Genomic DNA, 21,178 nt, shown 5'->3' on the forward strand with positions numbered 1-21,178 from the left:
ATGCAGGAAAACAAACATATTAATATTGAGGATCAGGAAATAAAGACAGGAACAGGAAAACTAAAAAAGATCTTAGCTCCCCTGCTGATCATACTGGTGCTTGCCGGATGCGGGGTCGGATATTATATCTATGATTCCAGTGTCTCTTACTTTAAAACCGATAATGCAAAAGTAACAGCAAAGCTGTATTCCATAAAAGCAGTAGCAAGTGGCAAGCTTTTATCATGGGATGTGGAAAATGGGGACTTAGTAGAGCAGGATCAGGTGATGGGGCGGCAGGAGGTTCTTCCTTACATTAGTTCCCCCATTGCAGGAACTGTGGTAAAAAATGACGGAGCCGTGAATCAGACGGTGGCTCTGGGATCAGAACTGGCGCAGGTAGCCGATACCTCAAATCTATACATAGGGGTAAATGTGGAAGAAACAGATATCATGAAGGTTCACTTAGGACAGCGGGTGGATGTGAAAATCGATGCATATCCCGGAAAAACCTTTAAGGGGCAGGTGACGGAGATCGACCCGGCCACTCAAACCTATTTTTCCGGTAATATGAGCTTTAACACCAGCGGGGAATATACAAAAGTGACGCAGCTGATACCAATTAAGGTGACGATTGAAAACGAAGAAGATCTTCCCCTTGTTTTTGGGATGAATGCATCTGTTAAAATACATCTGAAATGAAAAGGGCTTACAGGAGGTCGGAAAAGATGAGAAAATTGATCACAGGTTTTATGGCGATGGCAATGCTGGTGGGCCTTCTTACCGGATGTGCGGGAGAGAGTAAACAGACTGAGGTAACCGTAGCGGTAGCGAAATCAGGTAAGGATTTGTCCACCATGGTGTGGCAGGGAACCGTGGAAGCGCTCAGCAGTGTTGATGTGATGCCAAACAGCAATGGAAAAATTTTAGAGATCCCGGTAAAGCAAGGGGATCATATAAATGCAGGAGACGTTTTGTTCCAGGTAGATAATCAGGATGCAAGGCTTCAGCTGGAACAGGCAAAGGCAGGCTACCAGGCAGCAGAAGCCGCTTTTAAAAATGCAGAGAAGGCAAGCCAGCAAAATACAAGCGTAAGGCCGGCGGAAATTGCCTTTAATACAGCCAGAGATAATTTTAGCCGGCTGGAAGCCTTATATTCCGGCGGAGCTATTTCCCAGGCAGAATATGAGGGTGCCAAGGCGCAGATGGATTCGGCGTCCGTACAGCTTCAGGCGGCAAGAAACGGGCAGACAGGCAATTATGAGGTCACAAAGGCCCAGATGGACAGCGCCAGGGCTGCACTGGATATTGTGCAGAAAAAATACGATGACTGCACGGTTACATCACCCTTATCCGGAATGATAACAAATGTTTATGTGGAAGTTGGTCAAATGGTTTCCCCGCAGGTTAAGGCCATGGCGGTGATTGACGACAGCGGAAAGAAGGTGAAGATTCAGGTGGCCGATATGGACATTGACCAGCTGAAAACAGGAATGCCTATGAATGTCAGCCTTCAGTCATTGGGTGAGAGCTGCCAGGGAACGATCTCCGAGATATCCGCAGTCAGCAATGCTTCCACAGGGATGTTCACAGTGACCGTACAGCTGGAAGAGGCAAGCAAGGTCAGCTATATTGGCATGACGGCGGATCTAAGGGTGGCCGATAATAAGGAAAACACTTCTGTATACATTCCGGCAAAGTGCATCCAGTCCGATGACTCCGGGTCTTTCGTTTATAAGGTTTCAAGTGGAACTGTGGTAAAGACGGCAGTCACAGAGGGGAAGAAAAAGAACGCTTATTATGAGGTATCCCAGGGTTTGTCCGAAGGGGATGAAGTGGTAATGCAGAGCAGCAGTCCTTTGGAAGACGGCAAAAAGGTTCATGTACTGACTGTAAAGTAAACTGGTATCGGGTAAAAAAACATAAGAAAAGCACCGCCTTGTATATGCCTGGCCAGTTAAGCGGGCATGTACAAGCGGTGCCAGTTTATAGACAAATTATTATAAATCCTCAATGGAATCCTTCTCAAGATTTAACATTTCATGACATTTAGAACAGGGGAAGTTATTGGCGATGCAGATATCAACATTGCAGGTGGTCGTTTTATTTATGTATGATGCACCCCACTCCATTATTTGAGTCATTACGGGAATAAAGCTCTCTCCAATGCCCGTTATGGAATACTCTACTTTTGGCGGTACTTCCTTATATACTTCTCTATGAATGAGATTATCTCGTTCCAATTCTTTCAGCTGCTGTACCAGGACCCCGCGGGACACATCGGGTATAAGCTTTTGCAGCTCACCAAACCGTCTTGTTTTGCGGCTGACGATCCATAAAATAGTTAATTTCCATTTGCCCATCAATAAATTCTGCGTTACATTTACGGGACATAATTTGTTTGCATCAAATTTATCAGACATCAAGTTCCGCTCCTTTTCTGATAGTCATATTTTTATGACTATGTCATAATCCTATGCCTACTTGTAAAGCATATCTTATTGCCGTACTATTATATAGCAAAGAAAAACAGCAGTCAATCCCTACGAACATGGAGGATAAGTGAGTGAAAGAAGTTTATGAATTTTTAAAAAAGTGTGAAACATATTATATTGCAACCATGGATGGCGACCAGCCAAGGGTCCGCCCATTTGGCACAGTGGACATATTTGAAGACAAACTTTATATTCAAACCGGCAAGGTGAAAAAAGTATCAAAGCAGATTCATGCCAACCCGAAAATTGAAATTTCCGGTATGGCTGATGGGAAGTGGATCCGCATAGAAGCTGCTGCTATTGAGGATGACAGGGTGGAAGCTAGGCAGCATATGCTGGATGCTTACCCCATTCTTAAGAAAAATTATGGGGCTGATGATGGCAATACCGAGGTTTTTTATCTTAAAAATGCAACCGCAACGATTTCTTCGTTTACGGATGAGCCAAAGGTCATTCAATTTTAACGAAACTACCTGCCCGCATTGCCGGGGCCTAATGGTCAATGGAACCATCCAAGATACCGCTACGCACATGCCCGACTGCGAATTGACCGGGCGTGCACAAGGCGGTGTTTTTTTGCTTCCGGAGATTTTTTGGGGAGACTGGACTAACACCGTTTTTTAATCACATATGCTTACCGGCTTCTATTATATCGTCTTTAAGCATTTCGTTCATACTCCCGGTACGGTAGCCCAATAAATCCAGGGTAATATATGTAAATCCAATTTCTTTAAACGCGCAATGGATTTTTTCGCGGTTGTCAGGGGAAAGCATGATAGAGAATCCATCCGCGTCGGTTTCGATTCGCGCAAGCTTGCCGTGATAGCGGACCCGCACCTGGTGAAAGCCCATATCTAAAAGAAACTGCTCTGCTTTATCGATCATTGTTAAACGCGGGATGTTAATTTCCTCACCATAAGGGAAACGGGAGGAAAGGCAGGCAAAGGATTGCTTATTCCATGTCGGCAATTCCATTTCTTTGGAAAGCTGCCGGATTTCTTGTTTGCTCAATTCTGCATAGCGCAAAGGGCTTTTTACGTCCAGCTCCGCAACTGCAATCAAACCGGGACGATAGTCACCGTTATCATCCATATTAGAGCCTTCGGCGACATGGGCGATCCCGTGTTCTTTTGCGACCTTCCAGATTTTTGTGTAATTCCTGTTTGCAAAGATAACAGCGGTTTGTGGGGTTTTTAGAAAACCCGTCTATCTCAAGTTCTTCGGAATCGCATATGATATGAGCAATCCCTTCTTTTTTGCAAAAAGCGGCTGCTTCGTCAAGCTCTCTCTTTGGGAAAGAGCATGAGCGGGCAGTAACGGCTATGACCTTATTGCCTAAAACATCATGAGCGCATTTTAATAAGAACGTAGAATCGACACCGCTGGAAAACGCGATTGCCACACTTCCTAAATCCTGCAGATAACCTTTTAGTTTTTCGTGTTTTTGTTTTGCTTCCATGATTCTTTATCCTCCTGATTATTGAGCTGTTAGGCAGCTTGGGATCCGGCCATATAAAATCTCTTATTCTCCATAAAATAAAAAAGATGCCAAAAGACACTTGCGTTACTGCTGTCACGCAAGATACCTTCATGGCATCCGTTTGCTTTTATTGAGAGAATTGCTATCATACCTTCATGATATGAATTTCCATTATTTTACTACAAGCATAAGAATATGTCAATCTATGGACCAGAGAAATGCTGATGAAATCGTGCATGCCTGGCTTTTATTTGACCAGGCATGCGGCGCTTTTTATTGGAAACAGGTTCGGTCCCCGCTGGGGAAGAGGGAGTCCGTGGACTTAGTTCCGGCATTTATTGCATTCAAAGCATTCCAGGCATTCCATGTAATGCATATTGGCACACTCCCAGTCCACCACATTGAACCAGTTCTGAATGTATGCTTCCCTGTCATTGTAATGCATTAAGTAATAGGCATGTTCCCAAACGTCTATAGTAAGTACCGGACAAAGGTTTTGGACAATAGGAGTATCCTGATTTGCTGTGGTTATGATTTGAAGCTTGCAGTCTTGGTCTACAGTCAGCCATGCATATCCGGAACCAAAAACAGACAGTGCCTTTTCTTTAAACTCATAAAAAAAAGCTTCTACGCACCCGAATTCGGTCACAATTGCATCATAGAGTTTTCCGGCCTGACAGCGTGTTTCGGAGTTTGAGATGCCGTTAAAATAAAAGATATGATTGAAAACACCGCCTCCGTTATTCCGAATGGACCGCCGAATATCTTTTTTTAGACAGTCTACATTGCAGAGCAGCCTTTCCAGTGACCAGTCATGCAGGTCCGGACAGTCTTTTAAGGTTTCGTTAAGGTTGTTCACATAGGTTTGTAAGTGCCTGTCATGATGGAGACACATGGTCAGAGCGTCGATGCACGGCTCCAGCGCATCGTAAGCATATGGAAGGGGAGGATTTACAAATGGATAATGCTCGTTCATTCGATAGTTTCCTATTTCTGTCATTTGTATAATTATATTCAGAAAATATAAGCATGTGAGGGTAAAAACTAATTTGTTATTTTTTTATTTTAATGTTTGTCTGATAATTAGTGAATAACTTTCCTTGTTTCCCCCGTTGTTTTCGGTGTCCATCCGGGAAGAAGTTCCGGAAAATGGAAAAGTTTAGAAAATAATAAGAATTTTATACTTAAAAAAGTTATATCAGCCCGCTATAATAAAGAAAAAAGAAGTGTCAAGCACAGGAGGGAAACGGGCATGAACAGATTTAAGAGCAAAGTGGAAGAAACAGACGGAGCAGCAGAAATGGAGCAAATGTCTGATGAAGCCTTTGATAAAGAGTTAGAAAATCTTATGGAAGAGGAAAATACCGGCAAAAAGAAGAAAAAGAAAGGCTCAAGAAAAAAGTGGAGCAAAAAGAGAAAGATCATAACCATTGGAGCAGCGGCCATTGGGGCCTTTTTTATTGCCTTTAAAGTTCTTGCAGGGGGCGGCGGCGTAGCATTACCGGTAACCGTTTCACCACTGGCCAAAGGAGAGGTGGTTGATATGCTGTCAGTCAGCGGCCCCGTCCAGGGAACGGACAGTGTAGAAGTGGTATCCAATCTTCATGCGGAGATCCTGGAGCTTCCGGTAAAGGAAGGGGACAGTGTAGAAAAAGGGCAGGTTCTGGCATTGCTTGATGACAAGGACGCAAAAAAAGAAGTGGACATTGCCCAGAACGCCTATGATCTGGCTGTCAGCACCTATCAGGATAAGCAGCTGGAAGCAGAGAACGGATATGCAAAGGCAAAGCAGGATTTTGAAACAGCCAAGGCCAACTATAACCGGACACTGGCTCTTTACCAGGGTGGAAGTGCTTCCCAGGTGGAGCTTGAAGCAGCTTCTAATACCATGAATGACGCACAGAGGGAAATAAGTACATACACGTTAAAGAACGGAAAACCTGTAGCAAATGAGTCATATGCCCTGCAGATCGAGAAAGAGGCCTTTGAACTGGAACAGAAGAAGGAAGCGCTTACGAATACCAAAGTTACCAGCCCCATTGCAGGAACCGTAGTAAGAGTGAACTGCAAGGTAGGCCGTTTTGCGGATAAAACCGACGATGACAAACCAATGTTCATTATTAACAACCTGGATGTATTGGAGATGAAGATCAATGTCAGTGAATATTCCATCGGAAAGGTAGCCATCGGTCAGCCGGTGGAAATCAGCGCCGATATTTTAAGCGGTGAAACCGTAAGAGGTGAGGTAACCGCCATATCACCAACCGGTGAGGAGAAGGGAAATGGTTCCACGGAGAGAGTCATCCCGACCACCATACGGATTATTGATCAAAACACCCGGCTGATTGCAGGCATTACTGCCAAGGCGAAGATCGAGCTTCGAAAGGCAGAAAATGTATGGGTTGTTCCGATTTCCGCTGTTGTCCAGCAGCCGGATGGCAGCATAGCGATCGCTTGTGTAAAGGATAATACCGTATCATTTATTCCGGTGACAACCGGGGTGGAGAGTGACATCCAGGCGGAAGTCATTCCAGAGGAAGAAGGGGCCTTAACAGAAGGGCTGCAGGTCATCGATACTCCCTCCTCCATGCTTACAGAAGGAATGACAGTAACCGTGATTCCAACCGTTCAGTAAGGGGGAGCCAGTATGTGGAAAAAGAAAGATAAGCTTCCCGATTGCGTAACAGAGAATGTTCGGGAAGATTTGATAAAGCTGGTGGATGTGGTGAAGGTTTATGATACCGGATCCATTAAAGTACTTGGTTTAAAGCGGGTGAATTTAACCATTAAACGAGGAGAGTTTGTTGCCATCATGGGGCAGTCCGGCTCGGGAAAATCAACGCTTATGAATATTTTAGGATGCCTGGACCGGCCCACCATGGGACATTATTATCTAGACGGCATCGATACGGCAGAACTTTCTGCTGATGACTTATCGGCAATCAGAAACCGCAAGATAGGATTTGTATTCCAGTCCTTTAACCTAATTTCAAGGACCTCTGCGTTAAAGAATGTGGAGCTTCCCATGACTTATGCCCATATTTCCAAAAAAACAAGGGAAGAACGTGCCTTAATGCTTTTGGAACGGGTTGGCCTTGGAAAAAGATACGAGCATATGCCCAATGAGCTATCCGGCGGGCAGCGGCAGAGAGTAGCCATTGCCAGAGCCCTTGCCAATGAGCCGCCACTCATTATGGCTGACGAACCTACGGGCAATCTGGATACCGCTTCCTCCGTGGAGATTATGGGGCTGTTCTCCCAGCTTCACCGGGAAGGCGCCACTGTGGTGCTGGTAACCCACGAAGAGAATATTGCTGCATTTGCAGGGCGTATCATACGGTTTCGGGATGGACAGCTGGTCAGCGATTTACCCAATGTCCCTCAAAGCCAGGGACAGGAGGAGACTGCTAAAACGGAGAAAGAGGGGGCGCCATGCTGATAGAAAATATGAGTATGGCGCTTCACGCCATACGATCCAATAAAATGAGGTCCTTTTTGACCATGCTGGGAATCATCATTGGTATTGGAGCAGTAATTGCTATTGTATCAGTGGGGGACAGCATGAGAAACCTGTTTTCCGATGCCTATAAGGATGTGGGCTTTAACCGGGCCGTTATCATGGTATCCTGGGATGTAACAGATTTCCGCATGACGGATTATTTTACCAGGGATGAGATGGACCGGGTCAGGGAAGTATACCAGGATAAAATTCAGTATATTGACAGCGATGCCAGCACCGAGGCAGAGGCCGTCAATGGGCGCAGAAAAGTAAAGTATCAGTTCCAGGGAATTGACTCCAATTATTCCGATGTGCAGCCACTGGATATTATTTACGGCAGAGCCCTCAATACGACGGATATAAAAGCGGCGGCAAATCACGTGGTTCTGGAAGATAAGGGGGCAGTACAGCTGTTCGGTACGGCTGACTGCGTCGGCAGAACCTTCCGTATGACCATAAATAAGGACACTCAGGAATATATGGTCGTGGGAGTCTATCATAAGGATATTTCTCCCATGATGGCCATGCTTATGGGAAACGGGCAGACACAGTCAGGATTTCTGCCATATACAGTTCTAACAAAATCTAATGGTTATTTTCAAGACTTAAATTTTTATGTCCGGGATGGAGTAGATGTGAAAGCATTCCTGGCGGAACTCACCCGGTACGTGGCAAAATTAAAGGGCCGTCCGGAATCGGAGATCCGAACCATGTCAGTGGTAGAGCAAATGGGGAGCGTGGATACCGGTCTTTCCGCCATGGCGGCAGCGGTAGGTGGAATTGCTGCCATCTCTTTGCTGGTAGGCGGAATCGGAATCATGAATATCATGATGGTTTCTGTCACAGAGCGGACGAGGGAGATCGGGATCCGAAAGGCCCTGGGCGCGAAGACAAGAGATATCATGATTCAGTTTTTAACGGAATCTGCTTTTATGTCGGCCTGCGGAGGGATTATCGGCATCTTTCTTGGAGTAGGTCTCGTTAAAGCAGGAGGAGCCGCCTTTCAGATGACTGTGGTCGTCAGGCCTTCTGTGGTGGTCATGGCTGTTGGCTTCTCGGCTCTTGTGGGCATATTCTTTGGTCTTTATCCGGCTTCCAAGGCAGCGAAAAAAGATCCCATTGAAGCATTAAGATATGAATAGGAGGGGAGAACATCATGCTGCTGGAAAATATGAGTATGGCAATTCATGCCATTAAGGCGAACAAGATGCGGTCCTTTCTGACCATGCTTGGAATCATTATAGGCATTGGGTCTGTCATTGCCATCGTGTCCATTGGTGATACCATGCGGTTTATGGTATCGGATCTCTATAAGAATGCGGGAGTAACTCTTGCCTATGTCTACGTCTGGCCAAAGGACGGCGGGGATATGAGGGATAGCGACTACTTTACTCTTGATGAAATGGACCGGTTAAAAGAAGTATTCGGAGATGAAATCAGTTACATAGACAGCAATGCCAGCACAAATGCAGAAGCCGTTGTCGGCCGCAATAAAGTCAAGTACCGGTTTGAAGGTATTTTCTCCAATTATCCTCAGGTCCAGAAGATCAATATTATCTATGGCCGTAATATAAACGAAGCCGATGTAAAAGGAAGAAAGAATAATGTTGTACTGGAGGCAAAGGGAGCAAAAGAGCTTTTTGGCACGGAAAATGCAGTGGGAAAGACTTTCCGCACCACCATTTATGGCAATACGGACGATTATAATGTAGTCGGAGTTTACAGAGAGGAATTAAATCCCTTTGAGGCGATGATGGCGGGAACCAACGCTACCAGGGCCGGATATGTACCGGATTCCTTATTAACCTGGCCAAATGACAACATTTACGGTCTTCGTCTCTATGCAAAAGAAGGAACTGATATGAATGGGTTTTCTGAATTGTTCACTTCCTATCTGGCAAAGACCAAGAACCGGAATAAGGAAGATGTCACCTTCTATTCGGTATCCAGTGAAATGGGAAGTGCGGACACCATAATGGGCGGCTTATCTGCTGCTGTAGGTGGAATCGCAGCCATCTCCCTATTAGTTGGAGGGATCGGAATCATGAACATCATGCTGGTATCCGTTACGGAACGGACCCGGGAAATAGGGATCCGTAAAGCTTTAGGTGCAAAAACAAAGGATGTTTTGATCCAGTTTTTAACGGAATCCGCCATACTTTCCGCCCTGGGAGGAATCCTGGGTGTCGGCGTCGGCGGGGGGCTTGTGTTAGCAGGAGGAGCGCTGTTTGGCATGAAGGTGGTCATAAAGCCGTCAGTCATCCTGGTAGCGGTGGGATTTTCAGCTTTAGTAGGCTTATTTTTTGGTATTTATCCTGCTTCCAAGGCGGCAAAGGCAGATCCTATTGACGCCCTGAGGTATGAATAAAAGAGCGCAGCATATCCGCTGCGCTCTTTCATTCATAGCAGCGGCGTCCCGCAGGCTTCTGACTTTGCCGGAATCCTTCATGAAATACCAGAAATGATATAAAATAATAAAAATTCCGTAAACGGCTCGCAAAGTAAAAGGTTCTATGATATAATAGGGTGATATCTTATGGTTTAGTGAGGGAACTATATGCTTAGTGAAGAGAAAATAAAGATCATGACCAGCCTTGCAATGTTTGAAAAACACGAAGGAAAAAGGATATTTCCCATCAACCGGTACTTTAAAAGTGATTACATCAGCAGTAAGCTGTTCCGTTCTTTTTTCAGCTACACCCTGAGCTTTGTTTTATGTCTGGTTTTATGGGAATTATATGATATGGAACAGTTGCTGGGTACCATGGAGATAAAGGGCCTGACGGCGGCCGGGATGCGAATTGGACTGATCTATCTCGTTGGACTGATCATTTACCTGGGAATCAGTGCTGCTGTATATATGAAGCGATACGAATATGCCAGCCGTGGTACAAAGGTATATTTGGCAAAATTAAAAAGGCTGGACAAGCGGTATGAGGGAAATACCAGACCTTTAAAAAGAACTAAGGGAGGACGAACATCATGATGAGCCTTCTTGTATTTAAAGAACGATTGAAAGAGTTTTATGCCAGGTTTGAAATTTATATAACGCCTGCGATCAAATTTCTATTCAGTCTCCTGGCGTTTTCTCTGATGAATAAGAATATTGGCTTTATGACAAAGCTAACGGTGCCATACATTCCATTAGTACTGGCTCTGGTATGCTCTTTTTTGCCCTATGGAGCCATCTCCTTTCTGGCGGCATGCTTTATGCTAGCCCATCTGTCGGGAATTTCCCTTGAGATCACTCTGGTCATGGCTGTTTTTATTGTGGTGGCAGGACTTCTTTATTACGGATTCCAGCCGGGTGACAGTTATCTGCTGGTGCTGACCCCGGTATTTTTCCTGTTAAAGATCCCTTATGCGATCCCTTTGATCGTAGGGCTTTCAGGGAGCGCCATATCTGTGATACCGGTAAGCTGCGGTGTATTTATTTATTATACGCTTTTATATGTGAAGCAGAATGCAGGAGTGCTGACCAACGATATGTCGGTGGATGAAATCGTTAAATTCATGCAGCTCATGAAGGTTCTGCTGTCTAATAAGCTGATGCTTGTGATGGTTACGGCGTTTGCCCTTTCTCTTGTGGTGGTGGCGGTTACCCGTAGCTTATCCATGGATTATTCCTGGATCATTGCCATTGTGGCAGGAACCATTGCACAGCTTGGTGTAATTTTTGTCGGAGATATCGTTGCAGATGTATCGGTATCGGTTATCGGACTCCTGGTAGGAATCCTGTTTTCCATCGTAATTGCAGGGATTTATACATTTTTTGTCTTTGCAGTGGATTATTCCAGGACAGAATACGTACAATTTGAAGATGATGATTATTATTATTACGTCAAGGCAGTTCCAAAGCTGACAGTCAGCGCGCCTGACGTGAAAGTTCAGAAAATCAATGCCAGAAAGCTCCAAAGGCCGCAGAGGTAGGAAAATAAAGGGAGGTGGAGACAATAGCAGATTTTTTAGACGGAATGTACTCCTGGGTATCGTTCCTGCCCAGAATATCGAAAACAAACTTAGTTGAAATTATTATCATAGCCGTTCTGCTGTATGAGCTGCTGACCTGGATCATGAATACAAGAGCATGGACATTATTAAAGGGAATTATTGTGATCCTTCTTTTCTATCTCTTTGCATATGTATTCCGGCTGGATAATATTTTTTGGATTCTAAATAAAATTGCTACGCCGGCTGTGACCATGGCGATTGTAATCTTTCAGCCGGAGCTTCGGAAGGCTCTGGAGCAGTTAGGAAGCAAGAATCCCTTTACCGGGATTCTCACATTTGATGACGGCAGGGATAATTCCGCTTTTACGGATAAAACCATCAACGAGGTGGTAAAGGCTACTTTTGAGATGGCAAAGGTCAAGACCGGAGCACTCATGGTCATCGAACGGGGGGATTCTTTAAAGGAGATCGAACGAACGGGAATAGAAGTGGGAGGAGTTGTAAGCAGCCAGCTTATTATCAACATCTTTGAGCATAATACACCGCTTCATGACGGGGCGGTGGTAATCCGGGGAAACCGTGTTGCAGCGGCTACCTGTTACCTGCCTCTATCCGATAATATGAGCATCAGTAAGGATCTGGGTACAAGACACAGGGCCGCAGTAGGTGTCAGTGAAGTAAGCGACAGCATTACCATTGTGGTATCGGAGGAAACCGGGCGTGTGACGGTGGCTCTGGAAGGCGGCCTTAGGAAGATTGCGGATGCTGATATGCTCCGGTCTGTTCTTGCAGGTGTAAAACAGGCGCAAGAGGAAGGAAGCAGATTCAGGATTTTGAAGGGAAGGCGTAAGAATGAAGGAAAAGCTGTTAAATAATCTTGGACTGAAAGTTGCCTCTCTGGTGCTAGCCTTTGCAGTATGGATGGCTGTTGTCAACATTTCCAATCCCATCATTGACGATTCCCAGATAGTTACGGTCGAGGTGCTCAATGAGGATGTGCTGGAGGCTTCCAATTTAACCTATGAAATTGTGGGAAAGGATTCGGTAACAATCAGTTATCAGGTGAGAACAAGAGACCGTTCCCTCTTGAGGGCTTCGGACTTTCATGCCTATGTAGATTTAAAGGATTATAACGTGACTGGAGCCATTCCGATCACGGTGGAGATTAATAAAGATAAAGAAAACCTTGTAAAGAGCGATGCCATTACGGCTAAACCAATGGTGATCCGAATCAGAACGGAAGAGCTTCAGCGCAAGAAGTTTGATCTTCAGGTTCAGACCAAAGGAAACCAGGAGGACGGGTATGAATTGGGAATGATCACCCTTTCACCGGATTATGTGACAGTGGAAGGTCCCGAATCCCAGATCGGCCAGATCAACCATATGGGAATCGAAATCGATGTGGATAATGCCAATGCGGATATAAAGGGAGTGGCTAATCCGGTCTTTTACGATGCCAACGGCAACAAGATGCCGGAACTGGAAAATAAGGTAACTGTTAACAGGCATGAGATCGAATATACGGTATCTGTGCTAAAGGCAAAAAATCTTACGATCAACTTCGAGGTTTCAGGGGAAGTGGCAAAAGGATACCGGTATACGGGATTGGAATCTAACTTTAAATCCGTGCCGGTGGTAGGTACGAATTCCCTTCTTGCCTCCCTGACCAGCTTATCTGTTTCTTCTGATAAGCTGAATATTGACGGTGCCACCTCTGATAAGGTGGTTCAGCTGGATTTAAGCCAGTATCTGCCGCCAAACACCTCTATTGCAGGGGAAGAATATAAGAATGTAACCGTGAAGCTGAAGGTAGAACCATTGACTACCAGGGTATTCACTTTAAAACTGAAGAATCTGGATAAAAAAGGTGCAGAAGCTGATTACGATTACAGTTTTGATAAAGAAACTTCTGATGTTACGGTAAAAGGGCTCAAAGCAGATTTGGATGCATTGACGGAAACGAACTTGAATGCAGTTCTTGACGTAACGGACCAGGAGGCTGGCCCTCATGCCGGAATGGTGACATTTGAGGTTTCAGGAGGATTGGAAGTGGTTGGTTATACACCTTTCAATGTGACGGTAACCCATAAGAATCCTGGACCCGGAACGGATGAAAGTACTACAGCCACTTCTGCGGAAGTGCCTGAGTCACAATGAGAACGTTTGATGAAGGAATGGAGGGAGGGAATTCAGTATGGTTAGTGCTAAAGTTGTTATAAAGAATCCTACCGGCCTGCACCTAAGGCCGGCGGGGATTCTTTGTAAGGAAGCCATGAACTTTAATTCTTCGGTGAGTTTTCGATTTAAGAACACCACCGCCAATGCGAAAAGCGTGCTTAGCGTATTGGGTGCCTGCGTAAAAAGCGGGGATGAGATTACTTTTGTCTGTGAGGGAGCAGATGAGGAGGAAGCTCTGGCAACCATGGTCAAGGCTGTTGAAGAGGGTCTTGGCGAATAGATTAATGATCCAGTAATTAATAAGGAGGCTAATTATGTTTAAAGGAACAAGTGCATCTGCGGGAATCGGTATTGGGAAGGCCGTTAACGTGGAAGAAGCAGAACTTAAGATCAGGAAAGAGGCAATAACGGATCCGGAGGCTGAAAAGGCCCGCTTTCAGGCAGCAGTCAAACAGGCCATGGAAGAGACAGGCCTTCTGGCACAGGATCTGGCAACTAAAGTGGGAGAGAAGGAAGCGGAGATTTTAAATGGTCATTTATTGCTCCTTTCCGATCCAATGCTCACAGGTGAGATCGAAAATTCCATAACAGGGGAGAAGGTTAACAGCGAATATGCGGTTGAAAATGTATGCAATACTTATGCCGATATGTTTGCTTCTATGGGAGACGAGCTCATGCAGCAGAGAGCAACGGACATGCACGATATCAAAACCCGTGTGCAGAAGATACTTATGGGGGTAAGCTCTGTGGATATTTCCGCTCTGCCGGAAGGAAGTGTGATTGTAGCAAGAGATTTAACACCTTCCATGACAGCCGGGATCAATCCGGAAAAGGTAGTAGGTATTGTCACAGAACTGGGAGGAAAGACATCCCACAGTGCAATTCTTGCAAGAGCCTTGGAAATTCCTGCAGTGGTTGCCATTGAGGGATTTTTAGGCCAGGTATCCGATGGAGATGATATGATACTGGATGGTTCTCAGGGAATTGTCATCGTAAAGCCGGAAGATTCGTTAAAAGCGGAGTATTCCGTAAAAAGAGAAGCCTTTTTAAAGGAAAAGAAGGAACTGGAGCAATACATCGGAAAGCCTACTGTGACAAAGGATGGCACGACCATTGAATTGGTAGCCAATATCGGAAAGCCTGAGGATGTGGAAAAGGTTCTACATTATGATGGGGAAGGAATCGGACTGTTCCGTACGGAATTTTTGTTTATGGACCGTACATCAATGCCAACAGAGGACGAGCAGTTTGAAGCTTACCGGAAGGTTGCGGTTGCTATGAACGGCAAGCCCGTGATTATCCGGACTCTGGATATCGGTGGAGACAAGGAAATCCCATACATGGGCCTTGAAAAGGACGAAAATCCATTTTTAGGATACAGAGCGATCCGTTTCTGCCTGGACCGGAAGGAAGATGTGTATAAGCCTCAGCTGCGGGCCCTTTTAAGAGCCAGCGCGTTCGGCAACATCCGCATCATGGTTCCCATGGTGACCTGTCTGGAAGAGTTCAGGGAAGCAAAGGCACTTGTCGAGGAGCTTAAGAAAGAATTTGATGAAAAGGGAATAGCATATAAAAAGGACATTCAGGTAGGAATCATGGTGGAGACGGCTGCTGCTTCTTTGATGGCGGATGCATTTGCAAAGGAAGTTGATTTCTTCAGCATCGGAACCAATGACCTGACCCAGTACACCATGTCCGTGGACAGGGGAAATGATAAGGTATCCTACTTATATTCCCCGTTAAATCCTGCAGTATTAAGAAGCATCCGCCATGTCATTGAATGCGGACGCAGAGAAGGGATTATGGTTGGAATGTGCGGGGAAGCTGCCAGCGATCCCATGATCATCCCTCTGCTTCTGGCATTTGGCTTAAATGAATTCAGCATGAGTGCGTCGGCTATCTTAAACGCCAGAAAGCTGATCACCGGTTACAGCATTAAGGATTTACAGGCAGTGGCAGAAAAGGCAATGTCCTATTCCACTGTAAAAGAGGTAGAAGATTACATGAGAGAGTTTATTAGTCATATATAATGGACGACCAAAGGGGAAGTGCGGCTGTCGCTAGGGCGGCGGCTGCCTTTTTCCATATAAGACGGCGTTTCTATTATTTGCAAAAGGGGATATTTTGTGATGAGTGTTTATCTGATCAGCTATGGAGCGTCTTTTTTATTTGCAAGAGCAGGTTTCTACTGGCTGTCTGGTATTATATTAATACTGGCCGCTCTTTTCCTGTATTGGCGGGATTACTGCCGAACCGAGAATATCATTCATTTGAGGGGATTGTTTTCTCTGTTCTGGGTAGGAGGAGAAGGCATCGCCTGTTTTAAGCTCTCAGAGCTTTCTTTTGACTGGAATATTATTACGTGGCTCTGCTTTCTGGTAGCATTCCTGGGATTTTGGGTCACCTTTGAATTTTTTGCAAAGCTGCAGGGAGAATCAGGAGGGCAGCGTTCCAGCTGGTTCAGTTTTAAAGGCTATGAAAGGCCTCTGTTTCTATCTATGGTTTTTGTCACCTTTGTATCCCTTGCCGGTTTTATCGTTGAGGCGGCGGTGCTGGGATTCATCCCCTTCTTTGTAAAAGGAGTGCCCCATGCTTACTCTGCGTTCCATATAACAGGAATTCATTATTTCACGGTATCCTGTGTGCTGGTGCCTGCGCTGTCGGTCCTTTATTTTTGCATAGAACAAGGGAGAAACGGCTTAAGGCTGATTCTGGCCATACTTATGGACGTTATCGCATGTTTGATTCCGATTTTATGTGTGTCCAGGTTCCAGCTGATCCTTTCTGTGGGATTGGCAGTTCTCACCTATATTGCGATGGAGCACAGGCTGAAGATCGCTTATGGGGTGGGCCTGGCGATCGGTATGATCCCCATTTATGTGATTCTCACCATTGCAAGAGGCCATGATGTCTCCTATTTAAACGGCATATTTCAGATGAAAAACAGCCAGATGCCCATATTTATCACCCAGCCTTATATGTACATTGCGAACAACTACGACAATTTCAACTGTCTGGTGGAGTGGCTTCCGTCCCATACCTTTGGTCTTCGGATGCTCTTTCCTTTATGGGCGCTTACAGGGCTTAAATTCCTTGTCCCGGCTCTTGTGGATTTTCCCATCTATGTGACAAAAGAGGAATTGACTACGGTTACCCTGTTTTATGATTCCTTTTATGATTTTGGAATCGTGGGTGTCCTTCTTTTTGGATGTATTCTTGGCGGAGTTGCGTTTTTCCTGGTGAGGATGGTAAAGCGTATCCGAAATCCCATCGGCTATCTGTTCTATGCCCAATTTGCCATGTATATGATCCTTTCTTTTTTCACGACCTGGTTCAGCAATCCCTCCACCTGGTTTTATTTTGTGATGACAGGGTTTTTATTCGTTTTCTGTTCGTGGAAGAACAATGGAAGACATGGATGACGTAGATGACAAATAAAAAAAGCTCCTGGAAAAAATCCGGGAGCTTTTTTTATTTGGTATGATTTGAAGTCAAACTTTGGGTGTGCCGGAAGGTTCTTTCTCCTCCTTGGTAAGAGCAATGGGAGGGAGTATTTTCTTTCTTCGCCTGCGGAAGAAGATAATGGCAGAGGCGGCGGCTGCTATGGGGAACCAGAATGGAATGGTAGTAATGATACCGATCGTAAGGTTTAACACGACATTCTTAAAAAGCTTAAGATTGCTTGTAAATCCATTACTAATGCGGGTACCGGCTGATTCCGGGGCAATGGGAGTAAATGTGGTGACTTCCGTGATACTGAGAGAAACCGTACTGTAATCCACCTGATTGTCGTAAAGCTTAAGCTGGGATTCCATGGATTCCAACTGATAGCGTATCTCAGAAAGCCTCTGCTGAAGGGTGATGACCGTATCAATTGATTCCGCCTTTTCAAGGAATTCCCACAGCTTTTCCTGCTCTATTTCCAGAGACTTCTTTCTGCTTTCCAGATCGCTGTACTGCAGCGTAACATCCTGGGTGGATTCGGATTTATTCGTGACATTTCCGTTTGTTTCTACTGTATCGATAAAGCTGTCAATTTGGTTTACGGGAACCCGGACTGTCATATTGGCAAATCTTGGACTTGGACTTCCCATGCGGTCCTGGCGGCTGCCTGACATGTCGGACTGTTCCACATATCCGCCAAGCTGTGTGATTTTGGACTGCAGGTTTGACAGTAGTGTTTCAAACTCATTTGTTTCCACGTTCATGGATATGTTCCGTATAAGCTTTCTTCCAGCCGGAAGCATCTGTCCGCCTCCGGTTTCGCTTGCCAGTGATGTTACCGACTTTTCCCCCGTCTCATTTTCGTACTGGCTGTCTGCGCTAACCGAGTCATTTATCTCTGCAGGCATAGCAACCCCATAATCTGATGCGGTGTTCTGGGCCATTGTTGCGGACTTGCTTGAGCATGCACTTAAGCAGAGAACGAACAGAAGAGACGGAATAAATCCCCATTTTCTTATTCTCATTGAACCCCTCCTTTTATCAGCATATTTCTAAGAATCATATGATATCCTTAGAATAGCATGACGCCTTGACCATTTCAACAAGGGCAGAGGAAGCTTAAGAAAAACTTATATATTTACACGTTTTTTTATGGCTTCAGATGGAGAAACGTGATAGTGTTTTTTATAGGCTCTGAAAAACGTTGAGTAGTTTTTAAAACCGCTGGCAAAGCATGCTTCGGTAACTGTCATTCCTGTTCTTAACAGATCCCTTGCCAAAGTCAGACGTTTTTCCGTGATATAATCAAACAGCGTGTAGCCGGTTTCCCCTTTGAATAAGTGCATCAGGTGATAACGGCTGATATAACAGGCCTCTGCAATTGTTTCCACGGTTATCTCCTCTGTTAAGTGATTGTTGATGTAGTCCATAATGTTTAAAATGCGCCGGTCACCGGTGGAAGGGGGCAGGTATTGTACCCGGTTGGCCAGGGAGGCACGGTTTAACTGGATCATGAATTCCAGAAAAACCACCTGGCAGTACAGATCTCTGGCATATCCGTCATGGGTACAGGCATATTCTAAGTTCGCCAATGTGCGGTATATGCCGCTCTTTTCCATGGAATGAATCCGCAGGACGTGGGAGTGAAGCTCTTTCGATTTCTGAAAGCAGGTGCTCAAATCATAGCTTTCGGACCGGTAAGCCAGTAAGAAACCGGGAGAAAGATAGACGATGATCCGTTCATAAGGCACCGAAGGATCGATGTCAGGCTTATGGATATCGTTATGGCGGACCAGTATAATGTCATAAGGCTTCAGTTTATAAGCGCATCCTTCGATCCGGTAAGTCACGGATCCCCGGATGAATATGATAATTTTATCAAAATCATGGTAATGGTATTCAAAATCCTGTTTTTTTGTATCGGTCAGATGAAACAGACGGAAATCACTGTTTAAATATCCCCGCTTTTCGTAGTTGTCCATATCAATCTTAATCCTCCTGTATACTGCCTTTTATAATACAACATAATTTGCAATAAAAAAAGCATTATATTGATGGAAATGATAAATAGTGCTGTATATAATGGAGTATATAAAACAAATGTGCAGGAACAGAAGGAAGACAAGAATGAAAATAGTCGTGATGGCGGGCGGTTACAGCCCGGAAAGAGAAGTCTCATTATCTTCAGGTGCGATGATTACAAACGCTCTGATAAAAAACGGACATGAGGTTTACCTGCTGGATTCTTATCTGGGAGTTGCTGACGGAGAAGCGGTCTGCTTTAAAAGCCTTAAAGATGGTACAGACTTTTCCTGGGAAATCGGAAGAAAGGTACCGGAGCTTGACCGTTTGAGCGAAGAGCGAAGGGGAGAAGGATATATAGGAAACCGGGTCATTGAAATCTGCAGTAAGGCAGATGTAGTATTTCTGGCCCTGCACGGAGGGGCGGGAGAAAACGGACAGATACAGGCCGTTTTTGATGCTTACGGCATTTCCTATACCGGAACTGGTTATGAAGGGTGTTTAAAAGCCATGGATAAGCCTATGGCAAAACTCCTGATGAAAGCTTCAGGCATACCAACCCCGGATTGGCGTCTTTATACGAGAGGGGAGCCTTTGGAACCGTTTTCATTTCCCTGTGTGGTAAAGCCATGCGGCTGCGGATCCAGTGTAGGTATTACCATGGTGGATAAGGAGGAACAATGGGAGCAGGCCCTTGATTCTGCTTTTGCCTATGAAGAACGGATACTGGCGGAAGTAAAAATTACTGGCAGGGAATTTTCTGTTGGAATCCTGGGAGAAAGGGCCCTTCCCTCAATCGAGATCATACCAAAGTCTGGGTTTTATGATTATGAAAATAAGTATCAGGCAGGCATGACAGAGGAGGTCTGCCCGGCAAGGCTGACAGAAAAAGAGGAGGAGGCCTTGGGTTTTATGGCTTTAAAGGTCCACCGCGCTCTGGGACTTGGCTATTATTCCAGGGTGGATTTCATCATGGAGGAAGATGGCAGTCTTTACTGTCTGGAGGCCAATACGCTGCCGGGAATGACGCCTTTCAGCCTTCTTCCGCAGGAGGCTTTAGCTGCCGGAATTTCATATTATGAGTTATGTGAGGATATTGCAAGACACGGGAAAGGAGTTCTATCATGAATATCACATTGGAAAAATACCATGGACTGGGCAATGATTATCTGATTTTTGATCCCAATAAAAATGAATTGGAGCTGACAGAGGAAAGTGTCCGGCTGATCTGCAACCGGAATTTTGGCGTCGGATCTGACGGGCTTTTGGTTGGTCCGATTCTGGGGCAGGATAAGCTGGAGCTAAAAATCTTAAACCCTGATGGAAGCGAAGCTGAGTTAAGCGGCAACGGAGTCCGGATCTTTGGAAAATACTTAAAGGATGCCGGATACGTACAGAAAAACCGCTTTATTGTCAATACATTAAGCGGGCAGCAGACGATCCAGTACTTAAATGAGACCGGGACCAAAATAAAGGTATCCATGGGAAAACTCAGCTTTTACAGCGATGAAATTCCTGTAACAGGGCCGAGGAGAGAGGTACTGAATGAAACCATGATGTTTGGAAGCATCCCTTACCGGGTTACCTGTGTGACCATAGGCAATCCTCACTGCGTCATCTGGCTGAATGACATATCAAAGGAACTGGCCTGCAGGATCGGAAAGCATTCAGAAGCAGCCGATTATTTCCCGGAAAAGATTAATACGGAGCTTTTGAAGGTTGTGGACAGGACCAATATTGAAATTGAGATTTACGAAAGGGGAGCCGGATATACCCTTGCCTCTGGAACCAGCGGCTGCGCGGCGGCTGGTGCGGCATACCGCATGGGGCTTACAGATCCCAAAATGTACGTGCACATGCCGGGAGGCGTGCTTGAGGTAGAGATTGAAAAGGATGGCAGCGTGCTGATGACAGGAGAAGTCGGTTACGTGGGAAGATTTACCCTTTCTCATGAAATGACGGAGGAGCTGCGGGCGATCCGGTAATTAAATATAATGATTAAAAAACAGGCACGACGATCACCGTAAACTCAGAGCAGGAGGGAACTGCCCTGTCTGGGATAAACGGAGGACCGTAGTGCCTCTTTCGTGTTCCTGTTTCATGATCTGGGGCTGAACCGGTTGACGGAAT

The 21,178-nt window shown here is 45.3% G+C and carries 20 protein-coding genes and 1 pseudogene; 16 read left to right on the top strand and 5 right to left on the bottom strand.

Annotated elements, in window-relative coordinates:
* Both BMX69_RS02625 and BMX69_RS02630 read left to right on the top strand, forming a co-directional pair.
* On the top strand, positions 1 to 681 hold the full coding sequence (locus tag BMX69_RS02625; protein WP_100041493.1) for an efflux RND transporter periplasmic adaptor subunit: 681 nt from the start codon (positions 1 to 3) through the stop codon (positions 679 to 681).
* Between the two features lie 26 nt (positions 682 to 707).
* Positions 708 to 1,880, top strand: a complete 1,173-nt coding sequence (locus BMX69_RS02630; RefSeq protein ID WP_100041494.1) for an efflux RND transporter periplasmic adaptor subunit — start codon at positions 708 to 710, stop codon at positions 1,878 to 1,880.
* A 99-nt stretch (positions 1,881 to 1,979) separates the two neighbouring features.
* Here BMX69_RS02630 and BMX69_RS02635 read toward each other — a convergent pair whose 3' ends face one another.
* On the bottom strand, positions 1,980 to 2,402 hold the full coding sequence (locus BMX69_RS02635; protein ID WP_054789796.1) for a winged helix-turn-helix transcriptional regulator: 423 nt from the start codon (positions 2,400 to 2,402) through the stop codon (positions 1,980 to 1,982).
* 143 nt (positions 2,403 to 2,545) lie between these two features.
* Here BMX69_RS02635 and BMX69_RS02640 point away from each other — a divergent pair, with 143 nt between their 5' ends.
* On the top strand, positions 2,546 to 2,938 hold the full coding sequence (locus BMX69_RS02640) for a pyridoxamine 5'-phosphate oxidase family protein (RefSeq protein ID WP_025232031.1): 393 nt from the start codon (positions 2,546 to 2,548) through the stop codon (positions 2,936 to 2,938).
* A 160-nt stretch (positions 2,939 to 3,098) separates the two neighbouring features.
* On the opposite strand, the pseudogene larE reads toward BMX69_RS02640, so the two are convergent.
* Positions 3,099 to 3,933 (bottom strand): annotated as a pseudogene (larE, locus tag BMX69_RS25075) (ATP-dependent sacrificial sulfur transferase LarE).
* Between the two features lie 343 nt (positions 3,934 to 4,276).
* Positions 4,277 to 4,930: a superoxide dismutase gene (locus tag BMX69_RS02650; RefSeq protein ID WP_054789797.1), complete on the bottom strand. Its 654-nt coding sequence runs from the start codon at positions 4,928 to 4,930 to the stop codon at positions 4,277 to 4,279.
* A gap of 276 nt (positions 4,931 to 5,206) precedes the next feature.
* Between BMX69_RS02650 and BMX69_RS02655 the strand changes: the two genes are divergently transcribed.
* The 11 genes from BMX69_RS02655 (at position 5,207) to BMX69_RS02705 (ending at position 17,004) form a co-directional block, all read left to right on the top strand.
* Positions 5,207 to 6,589: an efflux RND transporter periplasmic adaptor subunit gene (locus BMX69_RS02655; RefSeq protein ID WP_100041495.1), complete on the top strand. Its 1,383-nt coding sequence runs from the start codon at positions 5,207 to 5,209 to the stop codon at positions 6,587 to 6,589.
* 12 nt (positions 6,590 to 6,601) lie between these two features.
* Positions 6,602 to 7,393 (top strand): ABC transporter ATP-binding protein, encoded by a 792-nt coding sequence (locus tag BMX69_RS02660; RefSeq protein ID WP_054789800.1) that lies wholly within the window; start codon positions 6,602 to 6,604, stop codon positions 7,391 to 7,393.
* Positions 7,387 to 8,595, top strand: coding sequence for an ABC transporter permease (locus tag BMX69_RS02665; RefSeq protein WP_100041496.1), 1,209 nt, complete (start codon positions 7,387 to 7,389; stop codon positions 8,593 to 8,595). The genes BMX69_RS02660 and BMX69_RS02665 overlap by 7 nt, the downstream gene beginning before the upstream one ends.
* Before the next feature lie 14 nt (positions 8,596 to 8,609).
* The gene (locus tag BMX69_RS02670) at positions 8,610 to 9,821 is read left to right on the top strand and encodes an ABC transporter permease (RefSeq protein ID WP_100041497.1); all 1,212 of its coding nucleotides are present in this window, start codon (positions 8,610 to 8,612) and stop codon (positions 9,819 to 9,821) included.
* 189 nt (positions 9,822 to 10,010) lie between these two features.
* Positions 10,011 to 10,439 carry a hypothetical protein gene (locus BMX69_RS02675; RefSeq protein WP_100041498.1) on the top strand — a complete coding sequence of 143 codons (429 nt, stop codon included), beginning with the start codon at positions 10,011 to 10,013 and terminating at the stop codon, positions 10,437 to 10,439.
* Positions 10,436 to 11,383 (top strand): hypothetical protein, encoded by a 948-nt coding sequence (locus BMX69_RS02680; protein WP_054789801.1) that lies wholly within the window; start codon positions 10,436 to 10,438, stop codon positions 11,381 to 11,383. Before BMX69_RS02675 ends, BMX69_RS02680 begins: the two co-directional genes overlap by 4 nt.
* Positions 11,384 to 11,406: 23 nt before the next feature.
* The gene (cdaA, locus tag BMX69_RS02685) at positions 11,407 to 12,279 is read left to right on the top strand and encodes a diadenylate cyclase CdaA (protein ID WP_100043749.1); all 873 of its coding nucleotides are present in this window, start codon (positions 11,407 to 11,409) and stop codon (positions 12,277 to 12,279) included.
* Positions 12,257 to 13,561 (top strand): CdaR family protein, encoded by a 1,305-nt coding sequence (locus tag BMX69_RS02690; RefSeq protein WP_100041499.1) that lies wholly within the window; start codon positions 12,257 to 12,259, stop codon positions 13,559 to 13,561. Before cdaA ends, BMX69_RS02690 begins: the two co-directional genes overlap by 23 nt.
* Positions 13,562 to 13,598: 37 nt before the next feature.
* On the top strand, positions 13,599 to 13,862 hold the full coding sequence (locus BMX69_RS02695; protein WP_025232049.1) for an HPr family phosphocarrier protein: 264 nt from the start codon (positions 13,599 to 13,601) through the stop codon (positions 13,860 to 13,862).
* Positions 13,863 to 13,896: 34 nt separating this feature from the next.
* Positions 13,897 to 15,612 carry a phosphoenolpyruvate--protein phosphotransferase gene (gene ptsP / locus BMX69_RS02700; RefSeq protein WP_025232050.1) on the top strand — a complete coding sequence of 572 codons (1,716 nt, stop codon included), beginning with the start codon at positions 13,897 to 13,899 and terminating at the stop codon, positions 15,610 to 15,612.
* 99 nt (positions 15,613 to 15,711) lie between these two features.
* The gene (locus BMX69_RS02705; protein WP_100041500.1) at positions 15,712 to 17,004 is read left to right on the top strand and encodes an O-antigen polymerase; all 1,293 of its coding nucleotides are present in this window, start codon (positions 15,712 to 15,714) and stop codon (positions 17,002 to 17,004) included.
* Positions 17,005 to 17,073: 69 nt separating this feature from the next.
* Here the strand turns inward: BMX69_RS02705 and BMX69_RS02710 are convergent, their stop codons facing one another.
* Entirely contained in the window at positions 17,074 to 18,051 is a 978-nt protein-coding gene (locus BMX69_RS02710) for a DUF4349 domain-containing protein (RefSeq protein WP_054789805.1), read from the bottom strand.
* A 105-nt stretch (positions 18,052 to 18,156) separates the two neighbouring features.
* Positions 18,157 to 19,008 (bottom strand): helix-turn-helix domain-containing protein, encoded by an 852-nt coding sequence (locus tag BMX69_RS02715; RefSeq protein WP_100041501.1) that lies wholly within the window; start codon positions 19,006 to 19,008, stop codon positions 18,157 to 18,159.
* A gap of 145 nt (positions 19,009 to 19,153) precedes the next feature.
* On the opposite strand from BMX69_RS02715, the gene BMX69_RS02720 reads away from it, so the two are divergent.
* Both BMX69_RS02720 and dapF read left to right on the top strand, forming a co-directional pair.
* Positions 19,154 to 20,176, top strand: a complete 1,023-nt coding sequence (locus tag BMX69_RS02720) for a D-alanine--D-alanine ligase family protein (RefSeq protein WP_100041502.1) — start codon at positions 19,154 to 19,156, stop codon at positions 20,174 to 20,176.
* On the top strand, positions 20,173 to 21,033 hold the full coding sequence (dapF, locus tag BMX69_RS02725; protein ID WP_054789808.1) for a diaminopimelate epimerase: 861 nt from the start codon (positions 20,173 to 20,175) through the stop codon (positions 21,031 to 21,033). Before BMX69_RS02720 ends, dapF begins: the two co-directional genes overlap by 4 nt.
* The last annotated feature ends 145 nt before the right edge of the window (positions 21,034 to 21,178 follow it).

It is taken from the genome of Lacrimispora sphenoides JCM 1415 (assembly GCF_900105615.1).
Classification (GTDB): domain Bacteria; phylum Bacillota; class Clostridia; order Lachnospirales; family Lachnospiraceae; genus Lacrimispora; species Lacrimispora sphenoides.